The 16143-nt window shown below is 71.8% G+C and carries 16 protein-coding genes and 2 pseudogenes; 9 read left to right on the top strand and 9 right to left on the bottom strand.

All coding sequences use genetic code 11. The features are described from left to right. The 4 genes and pseudogenes from TSO221_RS35705 to TSO221_RS29055 form a co-directional block, all read left to right on the top strand. Positions 1-185 (top strand): annotated as a pseudogene (locus TSO221_RS35705) (hypothetical protein); the annotation flags it as partial. Positions 186-232: 47 nt separating this feature from the next. Further along, entirely contained in the window at positions 233-1426 is a 1194-nt protein-coding gene (locus tag TSO221_RS29065) for a glycosyltransferase family 4 protein (protein WP_247878315.1), read from the top strand. Further along, complete coding sequence (locus TSO221_RS29060) at positions 1419-2339, top strand: hypothetical protein (protein WP_146208934.1); 921 nt, start codon at positions 1419-1421, stop codon at positions 2337-2339. Before TSO221_RS29065 ends, TSO221_RS29060 begins: the two co-directional genes overlap by 8 nt. Positions 2340-2359: 20 nt before the next feature. After that, a complete protein-coding gene (locus TSO221_RS29055; RefSeq protein ID WP_247878314.1) occupies positions 2360-3238 on the top strand; it encodes a glycosyltransferase family 2 protein in 879 nt (292 codons plus the stop codon). Here the strand turns inward: TSO221_RS29055 and TSO221_RS29050 are convergent. The 3 genes from TSO221_RS29050 to TSO221_RS29040 form a co-directional block, all read right to left on the bottom strand. After that, positions 3235-3702: a helix-turn-helix transcriptional regulator gene (locus TSO221_RS29050; RefSeq protein ID WP_109121998.1), complete on the bottom strand. Its 468-nt coding sequence runs from the start codon at positions 3700-3702 to the stop codon at positions 3235-3237. The genes TSO221_RS29055 and TSO221_RS29050 overlap by 4 nt on opposite strands. A gap of 139 nt (positions 3703-3841) precedes the next feature. After that, on the bottom strand, positions 3842-4612 hold the full coding sequence (locus TSO221_RS29045; RefSeq protein WP_109121997.1) for a glycosyltransferase family 2 protein: 771 nt from the start codon (positions 4610-4612) through the stop codon (positions 3842-3844). Then, complete coding sequence (locus tag TSO221_RS29040; RefSeq protein ID WP_247878313.1) at positions 4609-7542, bottom strand: SLBB domain-containing protein; 2934 nt, start codon at positions 7540-7542, stop codon at positions 4609-4611. The genes TSO221_RS29045 and TSO221_RS29040 overlap by 4 nt, the downstream gene beginning before the upstream one ends. A 205-nt stretch (positions 7543-7747) precedes the next feature. Between TSO221_RS29040 and TSO221_RS29035 the strand changes: the two genes are divergently transcribed. Next, entirely contained in the window at positions 7748-8509 is a 762-nt protein-coding gene (locus tag TSO221_RS29035) for a putative metalloprotease CJM1_0395 family protein (protein ID WP_109121995.1), read from the top strand. Positions 8510-8516: 7 nt separating this feature from the next. On the opposite strand, the gene aguB is transcribed toward TSO221_RS29035, so the two are convergent. Further along, complete coding sequence (gene aguB, locus TSO221_RS29030; protein WP_109121994.1) at positions 8517-9392, bottom strand: N-carbamoylputrescine amidase; 876 nt, start codon at positions 9390-9392, stop codon at positions 8517-8519. A 400-nt stretch (positions 9393-9792) separates the two neighbouring features. Between aguB and TSO221_RS29025 the strand changes: the two genes are divergently transcribed. After that, positions 9793-10272 carry a MarR family transcriptional regulator gene (locus tag TSO221_RS29025; RefSeq protein ID WP_247878312.1) on the top strand — a complete coding sequence of 160 codons (480 nt, stop codon included), beginning with the start codon at positions 9793-9795 and terminating at the stop codon, positions 10270-10272. Between the two features lie 67 nt (positions 10273-10339). Here the strand turns inward: TSO221_RS29025 and TSO221_RS29020 are convergent, their stop codons facing one another. Continuing rightward, positions 10340-11023: a DedA family protein gene (locus tag TSO221_RS29020; protein WP_109121992.1), complete on the bottom strand. Its 684-nt coding sequence runs from the start codon at positions 11021-11023 to the stop codon at positions 10340-10342. A 342-nt stretch (positions 11024-11365) separates the two neighbouring features. Next, positions 11366-12679 carry a pentapeptide repeat-containing protein gene (locus tag TSO221_RS29015; protein ID WP_109121991.1) on the bottom strand — a complete coding sequence of 438 codons (1314 nt, stop codon included), beginning with the start codon at positions 12677-12679 and terminating at the stop codon, positions 11366-11368. Between the two features lie 206 nt (positions 12680-12885). On the opposite strand from TSO221_RS29015, the gene TSO221_RS29010 reads away from it, so the two are divergent. From TSO221_RS29010 to TSO221_RS35185, 3 genes are all read left to right on the top strand, one after another. Next, positions 12886-13323, top strand: coding sequence for a hypothetical protein (locus tag TSO221_RS29010; protein ID WP_109121990.1), 438 nt, complete (start codon positions 12886-12888; stop codon positions 13321-13323). A gap of 85 nt (positions 13324-13408) precedes the next feature. Continuing rightward, the gene (locus TSO221_RS29005; protein ID WP_109121989.1) at positions 13409-13654 is read left to right on the top strand and encodes a hypothetical protein; all 246 of its coding nucleotides are present in this window, start codon (positions 13409-13411) and stop codon (positions 13652-13654) included. 261 nt (positions 13655-13915) lie between these two features. Then, positions 13916-14833 carry a hypothetical protein gene (locus TSO221_RS35185; RefSeq protein WP_146208933.1) on the top strand — a complete coding sequence of 306 codons (918 nt, stop codon included), beginning with the start codon at positions 13916-13918 and terminating at the stop codon, positions 14831-14833. Positions 14834-14855: 22 nt separating this feature from the next. Here TSO221_RS35185 and TSO221_RS28995 read toward each other — a convergent pair whose 3' ends face one another. The 3 genes and pseudogenes from TSO221_RS28995 to TSO221_RS35700 all read right to left on the bottom strand — a co-directional run. Further along, entirely contained in the window at positions 14856-15080 is a 225-nt protein-coding gene (locus TSO221_RS28995) for a ChaB family protein (protein ID WP_109121987.1), read from the bottom strand. Positions 15081-15162: 82 nt separating this feature from the next. Continuing rightward, positions 15163-15531 (bottom strand): DUF2267 domain-containing protein, encoded by a 369-nt coding sequence (locus tag TSO221_RS28990; protein WP_109121986.1) that lies wholly within the window; start codon positions 15529-15531, stop codon positions 15163-15165. A gap of 88 nt (positions 15532-15619) precedes the next feature. Continuing rightward, a pseudogene (locus TSO221_RS35700) lies at positions 15620-16143 on the bottom strand (hypothetical protein); the annotation flags it as partial.

The raw sequence follows: 16143 nt of genomic DNA, 5'->3' as shown, positions 1-16143 counted from the left end.
CGGCGGGGGGGTTGCTGCGCGCCGCCCCGCCGCTGGCGGTGGCGGTGCTGGCGCCGGCTGCGATGGCGCTCGGCGCGCACACCAGCTTCAAGTATCTCGATTGCGGCCTGTTGCTCACTCTGATGGTGGTGGCGGCAGAGAAAACCCGCGTTGTTCCAGATAACAATGGATTTGCTGCCGCGTAGCGTGTGATGCATACTTTCGAATGCAATCGCTTCGAAGGTCCTGCGCGTTGCCCGAGCCGCCGTCGATCCTTTTCGTCAACCGGGTCTTTCCGCCGGACCGCGGGGCCAGCGGGCGCTGCCTCGCCGATCTGGCGGAACGGGCGGCGCGCGCCGGCTGGCGTGTCACGGTGCTGGCCGACGGCGCCGGCCCGGTGGAGGCACCGCGCGGCATCGCCGTGGTGCGCGCCGGCGGGCGCGGGGAGGGGCGGCCGGGTTTGCGTGGCTATCTGGCGGCGCTGACCCGGCTGACGGTGCGCGCTCTGACGCTGCCGCGGCACGACGTGGTGGTCACCATGACCGACCCGCCGCTGCTGGCCCTGGCCGGACCGCCGCTGGCGATGCGGCACGGAGCGGCGGTGCACTGGTGCCACGACCTGTTCCCGGCGCTGCTGCCGGTGCTCGGCGTTTCCCCGCCGGGTGCGGCGGTTCGCCTTCTGGAGGGCGCCATGGCCGCGGCGCTGCGGCGCCACGCGCGGGTGATCGCCATTGGCCGCTGCATGGCGGGGCGCCTGCGCGCGCTGGGCGTGGCGGAGCCGGCGGTGCTGCCGAACTGGGGCGATCCCGCCATCCGGCCGTTGCCGCGCGCCGTGTCCGCCTTGCGGGCGGAACGGGGGCTGGGCGAGCGCTTCACCGTCGCCTACGCCGGCAATTTCGGGCTGGCGCACCCGCTGGGGGCGCTGCTCGCCGCCGCGGCGGATCTGCCGGAGGTGGCGTTCCTGCTGGTCGGCGACGGCCGCGGGCATGCGGCGGTGGCCGAGGCGGCCGGACGCCTGGACAACGTGCACGTCCTGCCGTTCCAGCCCGCCGGGCGCCTGTCGGACACCCTGGCCGCCGCCGACCTGCACGTCGCCGCCATGGACCCGCGGGCAGAGGGGCTGCTGGTGCCCTGCAAGGTGTACGGCGCGCTCGCCGCGGCGAGGCCCTGCCTGTTCCTCGGTCCGGCCGGCAGCGAGGCGGCGCGGCTGCTGGCCGAGCAGGGCTGTGGCATGGCGCTCGACCCTGGCGATTCCAGGGGGCTCGCCGCGGTGATCCGCGCCTACGCCGCCGATCCGGCGCGTTGCGCGGCGGACGGCGCGCGGGCGCAGGCCGCGGCGCAGGCGTGGGACGCCGATGCGGCGGCGGCACGCTTCCTGGCGCTGACGGCGGCGTTGCGCCCGGCGCCGTGCGCGTCGGCGCCCGCCTGGGGCTCCGGGCATGGTTGAGGTGTCGCAGCCCTTTGTCGGCGAAGCGGGCGGCCTGCGCGTGCTGACCGGCACGCTGCGCTCCGGCTGGCGGTTTGCCCTGGCCTGCGGGTTGACGGCGCTGCTGCTGGCGGTGCTCGGCCTGCGGCTGGTGCCGGCGCAGCACACCGCCAGCATGGTGGTCGGCCCGACGGCGCGCACCGGCGTCGCCGCCATGGGGCCGCGCATGCCGGTGCACGGCGCCGATGGCGCCTTCGGCCTCGCCGAGCCGGGCACCGGCGAGGAGACGCTGTCGGACTTCACCCGCTTCCTGGAACTGCTCGGCTCGGTGCCGGTGGCGGCGCGGCTGATGGCCGATCCGGCGCTGGCGCCGCGCCTGTTTCCCGAGCGTTGGGACGGCGCCGGCTGGGTGGCGCCCGCCGGCGTCGGGGCGGCGCTGAAGCGGCTGGCGCTCGGCCTCGCCGGCCGCGAGGACTGGGTGGAACCGGACGCCGAAGCGGTAGCCACCCGGCTGCGCCGCATGCTGGTGGTGGCGCCGGTGGGCACCAGCCCGATGCGGCGCTTGTCCCTGCGCCATCCCGACCGCGCGTTCGCGCTGGACCTGCTGGGCCGCGTCGCCGCGGCGGCGGACGCGCACCTGCGGGCCGAGGCGAGCCGACGCAGCGCCGCCCAGGTGGCGCACGTCCGCGCCAAGCTCGCCACCGTCACCCAGGCCGATCACCGCCGCCCGCTGGTCGACCTGCTGGCCGAGCAGGAGCGCGTCTCCCTGCTGATCGAGGTGGACCTGCCCTTCGCCGCCGACCCGATCCAGCCGCCCGCGGCGGCGCGCCAGCCGGACTGGCCGGACCCGCTGCTGGTGCTGCCGGGGGCGCTGGCCGGCGGGCTGGCGCTGGGGGCGTTCCTGGCGACGTATCGGGCGGTCCGGCGCGGATGATACCGATCTCGGTCGTCACTATGACACTCAACGAGGCGGAGAACCTGCCGCGTTGCCTCGCCGCGCTGGACCGCTTCGCGCAGGTGTTCGTGGTGGATTCCGGCAGCGCCGATGGCACGGCCGCCATCGCCGAGGCGTGGGGCGCCACCGTCGTGCCGTTCCGCTGGAACGGGCGCTACCCGAAGAAGAAGCAGTGGTGCCTGGACAACCTGCCCTTCGCGCACGACTGGGTGCTGTACGTGGACGCCGACGAGCGGCTGACCCCGGCGCTGGTCGACGAACTGGCCGCGCTGATGGCCCGCGGCCCCGTCTGCGTGGGCTATGTCGTCGAGGGGCGGCCGGTGTTCCTCGGCCAGGTCCTGCGCTTCGGCGCCGGGAACGCCAAACTGGCGCTGCTCGACCGCCGCCGCGCGCGCTTCCCGGAGGTGGCGGACCTCGACGTGGCCGCCATGTGGGAGGTGGAGGGGCACTACCAGCCGCTGGTGGAGGGCCCCGTCGGCCGTTTGGCCGCACCTCTGCTGCACGCCGACGACAAGCCGCTGGCGGCGTGGTTCGACCGCCACAACCGCTATTCCGACTGGGAGGCGGCGTTGCGCGCCGACGACCGCATGGCGGCGCTGATCGCGCTGGAGAGCCCGCGGCGGCGGGCGCTGAAGCGGCTGCTGCACGCGATGCCGCTGCGCCCGCTCGCGGTCTTCCTGCACGGCTACGTGCTGAAGCTGGGCTTCCTCGATGGGGCGGCGGGCTTGCACCATGCGCTGGCCCGCGCCTTCTACTACTGGCAGGTGGGCGTCAAGACCCGCGCGAAGCGCAAGGGCCGCGACCGCGGCCCCGCGCCCTCGTGGGCGCGAAGGCAAGGGGCCGGACGGCCCCGCCCGCCGTCTGAGGGAAAATGTTAAGCCGCTTCGCTGGTGGCCTCGCGCTCGCCGCCCAGCGCCTTGACGAGGTCGAAGGTGCGCTTGCGCACCGACGCGTCGTCGATGCGGTAGTAGGCGCGCACCAGTTCCAGCGTCTCGCGCCGGGCCATGGAGTCGAACTCCTCGGTCTCGCTGGGCGGCATCTCGGCGGCGCTGGGCTTGGCTCCGGCCTGCGGCATGTCGTCGAAGAAGAAGCTGACCGGCACCTCCAGCACCTGCGACAGGTTGAACAGCCGGCTGGCGCTGATGCGGTTGGAGCCGCGCTCGTACTTCTGCAACTGCTGGAAGGTGATTCCCACCGCCTCGCCCAGCTTCTCCTGGCTGAGGCCGAGCAGCGTCCGGCGCAACCGCAGGCGGGCGCCGACGTGGACATCGATGGGATTGGGACCTTCGCCGCGCCGGGACAGGGTGTGGGGGGATGCGAGTCTGGTCTTGGTTGTGGTCATGGCGGGGCCCTCGGGCTGGGTTCAGGCGCCGGTCGGCTGTTGGGATCGGCTGGCGGCCCTGACGGTAAGTCTTGAAACCAAATTTTATGCAACCCCCCGTCGGCATCAACAATATATCCGCACGGACCTGGGGTGGAGGCTATAAACGAAACGAAATGTCCAGGGGGCGGAAACGGCCAAGCGAATACAGGGTGGGCAGGTGCCGTTTCATTGCCGCCGCGCAACATTGTGTTGCCGTGATCGCGGCACAAAGCAACCGGCCGGTGCCGAGCAGTTCCCGGCGCACCCGCGTCTGGTCGTCGCGTCCGACCGCGGCGTGGCGCTGCGACACCCCGCCGGGGGCGAACACGCACACCGGAAAGTCGAGCCGCGACACCCGTTCCGAGCGTTCCAGCGCCTGCAACGTGAAGGCGTAATCGGCGCCGACCGGGTAGCGCGACTCGAAGCGCAACCCGGCCGCCACGGTCCGGCGGTAGGCCATCGCCTGATGATGGGTGAACATGCCGTAGAAGGCGAAGCGGTGCGACCGCGCCGGCTTCAGGCGCGTTTGACCATCCGCCCCGCGCTCCAGCGCGTCGCCGTACAGCAGGTCGCCGTCGGCCGCGGCGAGGCGGCCCAGCACTTCCGGCCCGGCCAGCGTGTCGCCGGCGTTGAGGAACAGCACATGCTCGCCGCGGGCCGCGTCCAGCCCGACGTTCATGGCGTCGTACAGCCCGCCGTCGGGGGCGGAGCGCCACCACGCCGGCTCGTCGGCGTGCGCCGCCAGCCACGCGGCGGTGCCGTCGGTGGAGGCACCGTCCACGACGATCCACTCCCAGCCGCCGAAGCGCTGCGCCCGCAGGCTGTCCCGCGTCGCCAGCAGACCGGCGAGATCGTTGCGCACGACGGTGACGACGGAGATCCGGCTCATCGCGAGATCACCGAGACGGAGGCGGCGGTGATGGCGAGGCTGGACAGGATGCTGCCGAGGTTCTTGCTCAGTTCCAGCCAGTCGAACGGCTTGGGATCGCGCGGCACCACCACGACCGAGCCCGGCGGCACCGCCGTGACCGTGTGGTTCCAGGCGGAGATCGCCATCGGCTGCGCTCGGCCGTCGGGCAGGATCAGGTAGGCGCGGCCCTCGTCGGCCTCGCGCGTCGTGCCGCCGGCCTCGCGGATGTAGTCCTCCGGCGCCTTGCCGGTGCGGAACTGCAGCGCGGCCGGCCGCAGCACCTCGCCGGCCACGGCCACGGTCAACGGGCGCTTTGGAATAAGGATGCGGTCGTCGGATTCCAGCAGCACGTTCAGTTCCGGGCGCAGCTTCAGCACCGTCGGGTCGGCCTCGACGACGATGCGGCCCAGCGGCTCGGCGCTGCGCAGCTCGGCCACCAGCTGTCGGGTGTGCGCGGCGTCGTCCGGATTGACCGTGTCGCCCTTGGCCTTGGCGCGGACCAGCGCGCGCTCGATGGTGCGGGCGCCCTGCTCGAACTCCTCCTTCTGGCGGCGGCGCTCGCTGGCGCGGGTGAAGAGGGTGCCGGCCGGGTAGGCCTCCTCGGTCAGGCCGCCGGCCCGCTCGATCAGCGAGGACAGCGTCTCGTTGCGGGTCACGTCGTACGAGCCGGGGCGGCGCACCGCGCCGGCGATGGTGACGGCGCGGCTCTCCAGCGCCGCCGGCGCGGCGTTGACGCGGATGGCGTCGCCGGCCGCGACGGCCTGCCGGACGGTTCCGGGACGGACGAGGTCGACGAGGCGCCGCTGCGCCGCGGCGGTCACCTCCACCGCCGTGAGGTCGGCGCCGGCCGTGGCGCCGTCGGCGGCGTCGATCAGCGCCTCGATCGCGGTCGGCCCCGCCACCGGGTAGGCGCCCGGCCGCAGCACCGCGCCGCGCACCTGCACGACGCGCTCCAGGAACAGCGCGGCGATCGCCGGGTCGATGGGCTCGCCGCCCATCGGCGCCCCCACCGGCGCGGACGCGGGCAGGGGAGGCGGCGCCTCGGCGGCGGGGGCGCCGGGCGGAGCGGCGGCGACCGGGGCGGCGGGGGCGCGCGGATCGCCGGTGGCCGGGGCGACCAGGGCGCGGACGCGCTCGGCGCTCAGCAGGTGGATCCGGTCGTGGTCGGAGAGATGCCGGTCGAAGCGCCCGGCGGCGACCTCCTGCGGCGAGAAGGCGATGAGCTGGCGGGCCAGCGTGCGGCGGTCGTGCCGCTCGATCACGCCCAGCAGCGGGTAGATGCCGGGCAGCATGGCCTCGCCGTCGGCCAGCGCGCGGCGCAGCGAGGATGCGGCGTGCAGCGGTCGCACGCCGGGGTGGCGGACGTGGCCGATCAGCTCGACGCGCGGCGCTTCGGATTCCAGGATGCCGCCACGCGGGGCTGAGGCGCCGCCCATCGCCACCGTCGGCCGCGCCGCGGGGTAGAAGCCGGGCCGCGGCACGCCGCTGCGCACCAGCGTCGCATGGCCGAGCGCGAAGGCCAGCAGGTCGGGGTGCTCGTCGAACACCGGCGGGCAGGGGGCGGTGCTGCCGGTCATGGTCGCCGCAGCGCGCGCCTGCGGGCCGCGGGCCAGTGTGCCCTGCGGCTCGGCCGCCAGAGTGCGGGCCAGCACCTCCAGGCCACGGCAGGCACCGGCCGGCGGTGGCTTGCCGTCGCGCAGCAGGGCGAGCACCGGCTCGGACGTCAGGAAGTCCACGTCCTCCGCCCCCAGCACGATCAGCGTGTCGCCCTCGGCGAGGCGGGGATCGCTCTCGCCGTCGAGCACCGCGGCGAGGTCGATGGGGTGCAGCGCCCGCGCCCGGCTGCGCGGCTCGGTGGTGGCCAGCGCGGCGAAGGGCAGGTAGGGCTCCGGCCGCAGGTCCTCGGCGCGCACGAGGCCGCGCAGCGAGCGCGCCTTGGCCAGCTCGCGCGGGCCGGGGCGGTGCACGTGGCCCTCCAGCCGCACGGTGTTGCGGCGGTTCTCCTGGCGCGGCGTCAGCAGCAGCAGGTCGCCGTCGCCGAACAGCGGCGTCCCGGCGTCCGTGACCTCCTCGCCCCGCTCGGCGCCGTCCGCGCCGATGGCGAGGCGCAGCGCCCGCGCCGGGCCGGGGCGCACCGGCCCGCCGGCCAGTTCGCCCATCTCCGCCAGCGTCAGGCGGGGGCGGTCGGCGGCCAGCTCGTAGATGCCCGGCCGCTTGACCGCTCCGGCCACCGCCACGGTGGGGCCGAGCGGCGGCACCAGGACGCGGTCGCCGTCGCGCAGCCGCTCGTCGGCCGCGCCGCCGCCGCCGGGCATCAGCAGGCGGTAGAGGTCGATGGTGCGCTCGCCGCCGCCGGGGCTGACCAGCCGGACACTGCGCAGCGAGCCGTCGGCGGTGACGCCGCCGGCCGCGGTCAGCGCGTCCAGCACGGTGGCGAAGGCGGTCAGCTCGACGCGACCCGGCCGCCGCACCGGGCCGAGCACGAAGACGCCGATCCGCCGCACCTCGGCCAGCGAGACGAACACCTCCACGTCCAGGTGCGCCGCCGACATGGCCGCCTGCACCTCCTCGCGCAGCTCGGCCAGCGTGCGGCCGGCGGCGGTCACCGGGCGCAGGTCCTCCAGCAGCAGGCGCCCTTCGGCGTCGATGACCACCCGCTTGCTGGCGGTCTTCTGGCCGCGCAGCATCACCGACAGCGTGTCGCCGGTGCCCAGCCGGTAGTCGGCCTGCACGGCGCCCAGCGTCGCCGTGCCGCCGGGCGTGTCCGGCAGCTGGTCGTAGCCGAAGGCCCGCAACGGGGTTCCGGCGCGGGCGGAGAAGGCGGCCTCGACGGGCGATTGGCCGTGCGGCGACGGGCGGGCCGGCTCAGCGGCCAGCGCCGCGTGTGTCCACAGGATCAGAGCCGCCACCGGCGCTGATCGGACAATCGTCATGCACGCGAAAAGAAACATAAGTCATCGGCCATACAGAGCAGTGCCCGTAAGGCGCCGCAGATATGAATACATTTGCGTGTATTGACGCGAAATGCAACGCGCATCGACGTGCGCCCGGCCGCGTTGTCGCCGGTGCGCGATGGTGGTAGGATGGACCGGTGTTGGTGTGGAGGGTCCAAGGATGGACATTCCGCGGATTGGCTACGGCGCCCTGTACCGGCCGCCCCAGGTGGGCTTCGGCCGAACGGCGGATGGCGCCCAGGACGCGGCCGAGACGTCCACCGACACCAAGACTTCCGGCACCCGGACCTCCAGCCCGCAGGCGACCGGCGACCTCAAGGCGCCCGGCACCCCGCTCAGCGACGACGAGCAGAAGCAGGTCGACAAGCTCAAGGCCGTCGACACCAAGGTGCGCCAGCACGAGGCCGCGCATCAGGCGGCCGGCGGTGCCCTGGCCGGCGGCGCCACCTTCACCTACACCAAGGGGCCGGACGGCCGCAGCTACGCCACCGGCGGCGAGGTGCCGGTCCGCGCGCCGGCCGCCCGCTCGCCGGAAGCCGCCATCCAGCAGGCGCAGCAGATCAAGGCCGCCGCCCTGGCGCCGGCCGAGCCGTCGGGGCAGGATCTCGCGGTTGCCGCGTCGGCGGACGCCGCCGTGGTCCAGGCGCAACGCGAGCTGAACGCGTCGGATGACCCGTCCGCGACCGCCCAGGCCGGGACGGCTCCGCAGGGCGGGGAGAAGAGCGACGGGACGGCAGGCGGCGGGCGGCCGGCCGCGGCGGCGGGCTCGCGGAACGAGCCGCAACCCGGCCTGCCGACCTTTCCGGCGCCGGGGTCCGAAGCGGCGACGATCCCGGCGCTGGTGGCACGGGGGGTGGCCGCCTACGGCGCCGCCGCCCGGATCAACGCTGCGCCCCGCAGCGCCGCGGCGCTGTTCGCCTAGCCGCCGGTTAGCGCCGCGTCTGTCCGTCGAGGGTCAACAGCGGCCCGTAGAACTCCGGCCGGCGGTCGCGGAAGACGCCCCACGCGGCACGCTGGCGCGCCGCCGCGTCCAGGTCGAAGCTGGCGGTCAGCACCGTCTGGCTTTCGCGGTCGGCCTGCGCGACCAACTCGCCGGTCGGGCCGGCGATGAAGGACGAACCGTAGAAGGTGATGCCGCAGCTCTCCGCCTCCTCGCGGCCGATGCGGTTGGAGGCGATCAGCGGCATCAGGTTGGCGCCGGCGTGGCCCTGCATCACCCGCGTCCAATGGTCGCGGCTGTCCAGCGAGGCGTCCTGCGGCTCCGAGCCGATGGCGGTCGGGTAGAACAGCAGCTCCGCCCCCTTCAGCGCCATGATCCGCGCCCCTTCCGGGAACCACTGGTCCCAGCAGATCGCCGCGCCGATGGTGGCGTGGCGCGTCCTGTAGACCTGGAAGCCGGTGTCGCCGGGGCTGAAATAGTACTTTTCCTGATACCCGGGGCCGTCCGGGATGTGCGACTTGCGGTACACGCCGAGCACCCGCCCGTCGGCGTCGATGACGGCCAGCGAGTTGTAGAAGGCGGTGTTCGCCCGCTCGAAGAAGCTGACGGGGAGCACCACGCCCAGTTCGGCGGCCAGGGCGCTCATCCGCGCCAGCACCGGGTGGCCCTCGGCGGGGGCGGCGAGGTCGAACAGCTCAGGTTTCTGGTCCTTGCAGAAGTAGGGCGTCTCGAACAACTCCTGCAGCAGCACGATCTGCGCGCCGCGGCCGGCGGCCTCGCGCACCAGCGCTTCGGCGCGCTTCACGTTGGCGGCGCGGTCCCAGGTGCAGGCCATCTGCGTGGCCGCCACGGTCACGGTCCTCATCTCTCTCGGCACTCCTGTTCGGCACGGTAAGCAACCAACGAACCCGTCCGGGCAAGATACCGGGCGGAATGTTTCAGAAACAATCTCTCCTGCATACCGGGATATGGTGAATTTTTGGGCTCTCGAGAGCCGAAATAGTCGGTCACATACTTGCGTATACAGATTCGATCGGCAGCCAAGCTCTGGTCGGAATGTGGCCCAGTTGCATGGAGGTGTAGCATATCATTGCATGCACACACGGCATACTGCGCTTTTGCTTTGCGCTTTTTGTGGAAACGATTATGATTGGTAAAAATTCAACCTGTCGTTCGGGCTCCGGCCGATCCGGGGTTCCGCCGACGACTGCGGAAAGATTGTTTGGATGCACAGCCCTTTCAAGAGGTACGGAGCGGCGCTGGCCTTGGCATCGAGCAGCAACGGAATCGTCGCCGATCAGGTCGACGCGAACCTGTCGCACGCCGTCCGCGATGTCCACCGGGCGTTCTCGCGGGCGCTGCAGTCGCGCATCGCCTCGCACGGCGTCAGCATGGGGCAGTGGTTCTTCCTGCGCGCGCTGTGGGAGGAGGACGGGCTGACCCAGCGCGAGCTGAGCCAGCGCGTCGGCATGATGGAGCCGACCACCGTCACGGCGCTCAACACCATGGAGCACAAGGGGCTGGTCGAGCGGGTCCGCAACGTCCACGACCGTCGCAAGGTCAACATCTTCCTGACCGCCCGCGGCCGCGCGCTGAAGGACGTGCTGCTGGACTGCGCCGGGGAGGTGAACGACCAGGCGGTGCGCGGCATCCCGGCCGAGGATCTGCGCCGCACCATGGAGGTGCTGTGCCGCATCTCCGCCAACCTGGGCGGCACCGGCCTGCTGGGCGACGACGTGGACTGACCCCCGACACGCCGTTCCGAACGCGAAAGGGCCGCTCCATCGGAGCGGCCCTTTCGCGTTCGTGGTCCTAGATCTTGCTGGCCGTGGCGACCACCGCCTCGGTCCGCTGGCCAGCGCCCAGCGGCGCGGTGGACAGCGGGGGCGTGGTGTCCGTCGCCGCCTTCAGGCGCCTGGCCATGCGGCGCTTCTGGATGCGGTGCGCCAGGAACACCATGCTGAACATGAAGACGAAGACGCCGAGCATGGCGAGCGTGAAGTACGGCGCCACCTGGTCCAGCACCGGGCGCAGCGCCGTGCCGAGCAGGTAGCCGCCACCGGCGAAGCCGATCGCCCAGACGCCGGCAGCCATGAAGTTCAGCATCAGGAAGCGGTACCAGGGCAGGTGGCTCATGCCCATGGCGAAGCTGGCGAAGTTGCGCACGCCGTAGATCCAGCGGAAGCTGAGGATGAACACGGTGTCGTAGCGCTTCAGGAAGTCGTCGGCGGTGTTCACGTGGCGTTGCCAGCTCGGGAAGCGCCGCAGCAGCCGGGGGCCGAACAGGCGGCCGATGTAGAAGTAGGTCTGGTCGCCGCAGAAGCTGCCGAGCCACGCGCAGGCGAGCAGCAGCGGGCCGTCGAGGAGACCCTGCGCCACCAGCACGCCCGCGTAGATCACGAAGGTCTCGCCCTCGATGAACGTCCACAGGAAGGTCACCACGTAGAACCAGATGCCGTAGTCGGCGACCAGGCTTTGCAGATATTCGAGATCCATGGGTGCTCTTGTGTCCTCGTGCTGCCGCCTATGCCCTAAACCCCCGGCGGAAACCCTCCGCCGGTCCTGGCGCGCGGATCCTGGCACGCCGGCAATGACGCCTGCACGGGCCGCTCTCCCGAACGCTTGCCTCCCGATCGGCCGACCATTCTGGGTGTCGGCTCATTCCATCCGTCCCCTGCTGCTGCCATACCTGGGTATCCCGGGCAGCCAGCGCAATGGAATGATGACACAAGACCCGAGGCCCTGTCGCGCTCGCTTTGAGCGAAGGTGGTTATACCACTTGTCATAGCGTCGGGGTGGACACTTTCGGAGACTTGGTGCCCGAATGCGCCGCGGCGCTCAATCGTCGGGGTCGGGGGCCGGCGGCAGGCTGGCGCCGGTCAGGTTGGCGCCGGTGAATTTGGCGTCGCGGATGTTGGCGTCGGTCAGGATGGCGCCGGTCAGGTCGGCGCCGCTGAAGTCGCACCCCGCCAGGTTGGCGCCGCGCAGGTTGGCGCGCACCAGCGAGGCGTTGACGAACTTGCAGCCGATCAGGTTGGCGGCCCACAGGCGCCCCGTCGGCTTGCCGTCGGGCCCCTTGATGTCGACCCAGCCGATGCCGGCGCCGTCGAGGCGGGCGCCGCTGAAGTCGCTGCCGCGCAGGTTGGCGCCGTCCAGGATGGCGCCGGTGAAGTCGGCGTCGCGCAGGTCGGCCTCGGAAATCTCGCACATGATGAGCAGGCTGTCCCGCATCTTGGCGCCGGGCAACTGGGCGCCCTTCAGGCTGGCGCCGCTGAGGTTCACGCCGTGCAGGTCGATGTGGGCGAGGTCGGCGCCGTTCAGGTCGGCGCGCGCGCCCATGGCGCCGTTGGTGTTGATCCAGGTGTAGTGGTTGCCCAGCGCCTCCTGGATGTGCAGCGAGAAATTCTCGGCCGAGCGGGCCATGTTGGCGCCGGTGGTGTCGGCGCCGGCGAGGTCGGCGCCCTCCAGCTTGGCGCCCTGCAGGTCGGCGTTGCGCAGGTTGGCGCCGGCCAGCACGGCGCCGGTCAGGTTGGCGTCGCGCAGCACCGCGCCGTTCAGGTTGACGCCCGACAGGTTGCAGCCGCGCAGGTCGGCGCGCGTCAGATTGCAGGTCTTCATCTGCGCGCGCAGCAGCGTGGCGCCGGTCAGCAGCGCGCCCTCGCAGTCGGCGCCGTTCATGCTGACGTCGGTGAGGTCGGCGCCGGACAGGTTGGCGTTCGACATCATGGCGTCGTCGAGGTCGCTGCCCGACAGGTCGGAGCGCACGAAATCCACGCCCTTGCCCTTGCCGCCGCCGCTGTTGCCGCCGTACAGCAGCGCGCCGCCGCGCAGGTCGGCCTCCTTCAGGATGGCGCGCTTCAGCTTGGCGCCGCGCAGGTGGGCGCCGCGCAGGTCGGCCCGGTACAGGTTGGTGCCGGACATGTCGGACTTGGTCAGGTGCGCGGCGAACAGGTCGGCGTGGCTGAGGTTGGCGTTGGAGAGGTCGCTGTGCGTCAGGTTGGCGCCGGAGAGCTTGCCCGACGTCAGGTCGACGCCGGACAGGTTGGCGCCCTCGAGATTGGCCATGGTCAGGTTGGCGCGGCTGCCGCCCTGCTTGTTCTTCAGCCAGCGCTCGTGCTTCTCGAGCACGGCGACCAACTCGTGAGGCGTCATGGCCCGGCCCGTTGCGTGCGCCGCGGCGCCTTGGGCGTCGCGGCTGGTTGCTTCCGATATCGGACAGCTTCTTAGAAGATTATGGCGCAATCGTTAAGGACTTTCACCGTCTTCCACACGGACGGTCCCGCCGGGAACCGATCGTACGCGCCGGGGTTCCTTCCTTACATTGCAGCGGGCCTTACATTGCAGCGGGGTATGCGCCCATGATCGCCCAGACCATCGAATCCGACCACGATGCGGGCAAGGAGGTCTTCGCCGTCGTCGGCAACGCCGCGGAGCCGGCGTGGGACGAGCGCGCGGGGGAGATGGAGGCGCTGGCCAGGCTGTGGGAGGTGCACGGCGTGATGCTGGAGCGCGCGGTGCTGCCGCGTCTCGACCCGGCGGCCGACCTGGGCGGCCTGCTGGACCTCAACCGCCGCGTCGCCGGGATGGCCGCCGACCTCGCCGGCCGCGCCCGCCGGCGCCACAACGCCGACGGCCGCTGGCTGACCGACTTCGAGGAGCTGAAGCGGCTGTTCGACGAGCAATGCCTGCGCGAGGACGCCGAACTGGTGCCGCTGATCCGCGACCGCGCGGCGCCCGATGCGGTGGCGGAGATGACCCGCACCGCCCGTGCCCTGCGCCAGCCGCGGGCGGCCTGAGGCGTGGCCTTGGAATAATCCGGCGCCGCGATACGTCAGTCCTTCAGGGCACCCGCCGGGTGCCCGGCAAAGGGAGGACTCGAAGATGCGCGCTCTGGCACTCGCCGCCATCCTGGCGACCGCGTTCGCGGCGCCGGCCTTCGCCAACAGCTGCCCCACCCACATGAAGAAGATCGACGACGCGCTGGCCAAGAACCCGCAGATCTCGGCGCAGCAGATGACCGAGGTGAAGAAGCTGCGCGCTGACGGCGAGGCTGCCCACAAGGCCGGCAAGCACGCCGACTCCGAGGCCATGCTGATGAAGGCCGAGGGGATGCTCGGCATCAAGTGACCGTACGGTGCGCCCGTGCGGCGGAAGCGCCGTGCGGGCACCCCGCCGACGCAACCGGCCGTCCTTCAATGTTTCCAAGCTTGCCTTGCGTGCGTTGAGTTCTTGCGTATCATACACCGCAGGGTGGCAATTTGGCCGCCTGTCGGGGGCTTTCGTCGCATGAGGCATGATCGCTCGCGGGGGCTGCCACCGCCCCCGACCCGTTACGGCGCGGCGCCCGCGCCGGTGGGACCGCGGGCGCCGGCCGTTGCCCAGCCGTTCTTGGCGAGCGTGTTCGCGGGCGCTGTGGTGGGCGGGATTTATGGCCTCACCATGGCCGGTCCCGCCGGTGCCTTTGGTGGCGTGGTGGGCGGCGCGGTGCTCGGGCCCGCGGTGCGCTGGTGGCGCAACCTTCCCGATGAGGACGCGCAGCCCGGGCAGCAGAACCTGCAACAGCACGCGCCGCGCCAACAAAACCACGGCAATCAGAACCAGGGCAATCAGAACCAGGGCAATCAGAACCAAGCGCAAAACGTTCGACGGAACCTTCCGCTACCCCCGATACAGCAAGCGATTGTCGTCAATCAGGTGCGGGTCTATCAGGAAGGCGAGTACGTCGATCTGGACGATTGCGACGAGGCGAGACAGGCGATCGACGCTGAGAATTTCCTGAAGCGGCAGACCCTTGCCACCGCCAAACAGTTGACGGTGCGGTATGAACAGGATCGCGATGATTATTACTTCGACCGCAGGCGCAATTATGTGCCCAAGCCAAATGGTGTGGCGGAGGCGGTCGATACCGGGTATGGACGCACGCAGGTGTATCAGAATTTGCAGAACTACTTTCCTGGCGGAGTGACATACACCGAGCAGGACATCAATGCCGGTGTCGGCGCCGCGGGCAACTACCGTCTCATACGGGCAAACGCACCGGTGAACGGTTACCAGGAATGGGCCGGGTACAACATCACCCACCCGGGCGGTCATTGGGTGCGTGTGTGGAACAGTGCCAACGGCTATTGGCAGAACTGGAACACGGCCAACCGGACCGCCGCCGATCTGCCAGGCCATGTGAACGGCCACCCTCCTGTGGATCCTCGAACCCAGCAGCAACGGGCTCTGGTGCAGAACGGCATCCGGGTGAAGAAGCTGGACGTGCAAGGATTCCGCGGCAAGGTAACCGCCGCTGTCGAACGCTGAGCGGAGTTGGTTCCGCCTCGCCTCAGTGCTTCGGCTGCCAGCCCTCGCCGACCTTTTCGTAGCGGCGCTTGACGGCGGCCCAGGCCACCTTGTGCGCGGTCGCCTCGCGCGAACCGGCGCGGCGGGTTTCCGGGCGGTCGTACTCCTGCCACGCGTTGTTGAACGCGGACCGGTAGATGTCTTGCGCATGCAGGGGCAGGTGGGCCTTCACCGACTCCGGCAGCTCCGTGTTCCGATGGTATGGCATCGGGTTTCCTCCAGGCCTTTTTGTCGTTGGCCCTATATTACCCATTCCTGTTTGTAACGTGCAGTAGATCTTTCGCCGGGGATCACCACAGCCCCGCCACCTCCTTTTGGCCGAGGCGCTGCGCGACTACGGTCTGCACCGCCTGGAGCGCCCGGTCGGCCGGCACGTCCGGCTGGCCGTGCAGGTGCTCGCGCACACGGTCGGCGAGGGAGCCCCGGCCCGGTTCGCCGTTCGGGTGCCAGCCGTCGAAATACAGCCCGCGCAGCAGGGTGGGGAACTGCGCGGCGAATCGGGCGGTGTCGGCAATGGTCAGCTGGTCGCGGATGGCGTGCAGCACGGCGCGCAGCGCCGCGTAGGCCTGCCGCTCGTGATCGAAGCCGCCGGCGCGCTGCACGTCGTGCAGCCACGCCTCGGTTTCCGCGACGGTGTAAATGAATTGCTTGCCGGACATGCGGAACCCCTCCTCGGCGCATCCACGGAATGAACCGAGGTGGCCGGGGAGGGGTTCCGATGTCGACGCAGCCTTGCGGCGGCCGCCCTTACTGGGGGCGGCGGGCGGCGCGATGGGCGGGGATCGGGATGGGACGGGCCACCTGCTCGTCGCGGCGGCTCACCGACATGTCGATCTCGATGCGGGCCAGCACCTTGCGCAGGTCGTGCACCGCGTCCGACAGCGCCTGGATGCTGCCCTGGCCCGGCTGCTGGCGCCAGGTGCGGTAGGCGGCGAGGCAGCCGCGCGCCGTCTCGCGCAGCCGCGCCTCGGTCTCATCGACCGGCGGAGTCGGCTCGGGACGGGCACCAGCCGGACGCGGCGCCGGGGCGGCGGCCGGAGTCTCGGTGGCAGAGGGAGCGGCAACCGGGGCCGGAGCCGCAGCGGCAGGCGCCGGGGCGGGTGCCGGAGTCGGGGCCGGGCGCGGTTCCTCGCGCTTCAGCTCCAGGCGGGTCTTCGGCGGGTCGGCGGGGCGGGGCGCCTCGGCCGGCTTGGCGGCGGGAGGGGCCTCGGCGGCGGGGGCGGCAGCGGGGGCAGGAGCGGCCGCGGCCGGGCGCGGCGCCTCGGCGGCGC

Origin of the sequence: Azospirillum sp. TSO22-1 (assembly GCF_003116015.1) — a bacterium.
Classification (GTDB): domain Bacteria; phylum Pseudomonadota; class Alphaproteobacteria; order Azospirillales; family Azospirillaceae; genus Azospirillum.
This window is presented reverse-complemented; position numbering and strand designations above follow the sequence as displayed.